The sequence below is a fragment of the Bradyrhizobium sp. genome, from assembly GCF_016462955.1.
Lineage (GTDB): Bacteria > Pseudomonadota > Alphaproteobacteria > Rhizobiales > Xanthobacteraceae > Bradyrhizobium.
This window is the reverse complement of the sequence record NZ_JAEMSD010000809.1, coordinates 1-2,002: the sequence shown is the minus strand read 5'-3', so window position 1 is coordinate 2,002 and position 2,002 is coordinate 1. Positions and strand designations below refer to the sequence as shown.

Below are 2,002 nucleotides of genomic sequence, written 5' to 3'. Positions count from 1 at the left end.
CCGCTGGCTTATTCGGTCGGCTCGCGCTTCATCCAGTTCATCATCGGCGTCATCGTGCTCAATGTGGCCGCGATGGTCCTCGCCTCGGTGCCGGAGCTGGACGCGCGGTTCGGCGCGCTGTTCGCGGGCATCACCATCCTGTCGGTGATCGTGTTCGCGCTGGAATATGCGGCGCGGCTGTGGACCGTCGCCGGCCACACCCAGCGCAAGGGCTCGGCGCTGTCCGACCGGCTCGGCTATGCCTGCTCGGCGCTCGGCATCATCGACCTCATGGCGTTCCTGCCTGCGGCGATCGTGCTCGCTACCGGCGAGCATGCGACGCTGGCGGCGCTCGGCGTGCTGCCGTTCTTCAAGCTGATCCGCTATTCCCCGGCGATGCGCTCGCTGCTCGCGGCCGTGCATGCCGAGCGTCGCGCGCTGATCGGCTGCGTGGTCATCCTGATCGGCGCGGTGCTGACCTTCGCCTCGCTGCTCTACGCCATCGAGCGCGACGTTCAGCCCGACAAGCTCGGCACCATCCCGCAGGCGATGTGGTGGGCGATCGTGACGCTCGGCACCGTCGGCTATGGCGACGTCGTGCCGGTGACGCCGCTCGGCAAGTTCGTCTCGACCTTCGCCATCACCGCCGGCTTTGCCATGATCGCGCTGCCGGTCGCGATCATCTCGACCGCCTTCGCCGAAGAGGTGAAGCGGCGCGATTTCGTGGTCACCTGGGGCATGCTGGCGCGGGTGCCGCTGTTCTCGCACCTCACCGCCGCGGAGATCGCCGACATCATGCGGCTCTTGCGCGCGCGCACCATCGAGCAGGGCGAGGTCCTGGTCCGGCGGGGCGACGCGGCCTCGTCGATGTATTTCATCACCGCCGGCGAGGTCGAGATCGCGCTGCCGAGCCAGCATGTGCACCTCGGCGACGGCACCTTCTTCGGCGAGATCGCGCTCCTGCACAAGACCAAGCGCAGCGGCACGGTGACGGCGACGCGCAAGACGCGCCTGCTCGTGCTCGACGCGCAGGATTTTCACGCCTTGATCGAGCGCATGCCGACACTGGCCGACCACGTCCATGAGACGGCGAAGGCGAGGCTCGCCGACACCGGCGACCTCGCGCTGGCCGAGCTGGCGCAGGCGGAAGAGGAAGGCGCCGACCGGTAAGTGGTCAGCCTTTCTTCAGGAACACATAATCGGCTGCGTAAGGCGCGCTTCTGAACTCGCCGGCCTTGTCGCAGGCGCCGGCGAGCTGGCCGCCATAGGTGTGGATGCGCTGGACCGTGGTCACGGGCGTGAGCACGCCGCTGCCGCGATGAGCGGTGACGTCCAGCTTCAGCCAGGGAATGTCGGCTGCGGTTGCGCCCGGCGCGTTGCCGACGGCTTTGCCCGTCACCGCGCTGCCGTCGGCGTGTTCCCAGTTCGGCCCGGCATAGTGGCGGCCGATGGTCTTGCCGTCCGAGAGAAGCGTCGCGATCGGCTCGCGGAAGGCCCAGGCGAGCTTGCCGTCAGCGCCGGCCTTGCACTCATAAACCTGCGCACCCTCGGCGTGGACGCTGAGCACGACGGTCTCACCCGGTGCGGCGATGGCCGCGGGAAGCCGGTCTGCGGCTCTGGCTTGTCCCGCCATGGCGGCGAGCAAGAGCAGGCATGGGATGGCTGGCTTGATCGGCATGGTCGCTTCTCCGCGCGAGGGCCATGGAAAAGAAAAAGGGCCACGCTTGGCGTGGCCCTTGATCATGCCTGGCCCAGTCGGGCGAAATTGCGGACGGCTCAGGCCGCCAGCTCCTTGGTCAGGTTCTCGGCGACCTTGTCGAGGAAGCCGGTGGTCGAGAGCCAGCGCTGGTCGGCGCCGACCAGGAGCGCGAGGTCCTTGGTCATGTAGCCGGCCTCGACGGTGTCGACGCAGACCTTCTCCAGCGTGGCCGCGAACTTGGCGAGCTCGGCATTGTTGTCGAGCTTGGCGCGGTGCGACAGGCCGCGCGTCCAGGCGAAGATCGAGGCGATCGAGTTGGTCGAG

At 68.2% G+C, this 2,002-nt stretch carries 3 protein-coding genes; 1 reads left to right on the top strand and 2 read right to left on the bottom strand.

Translation table 11 applies throughout. The annotated features are described in order from the left end of the window. The coding region (locus JHD07_RS38680) for a cyclic nucleotide-gated ion channel (RefSeq protein WP_291631799.1) at positions 1–1,149 on the top strand (1,149 nt) is incomplete at its 5' end. A 4-nt stretch (positions 1,150–1,153) separates the two neighbouring features. Here JHD07_RS38680 and JHD07_RS38675 read toward each other — a convergent pair. Next, positions 1,154–1,657 carry a DUF3455 domain-containing protein gene (locus JHD07_RS38675; protein ID WP_291631797.1) on the bottom strand — a complete coding sequence of 168 codons (504 nt, stop codon included), beginning with the start codon at positions 1,655–1,657 and terminating at the stop codon, positions 1,154–1,156. Between the two features lie 98 nt (positions 1,658–1,755). After that, positions 1,756–2,002 (bottom strand): isocitrate/isopropylmalate family dehydrogenase (locus tag JHD07_RS38670; protein WP_291631795.1); only part of this gene is annotated, 247 nt, incomplete at its 5' end.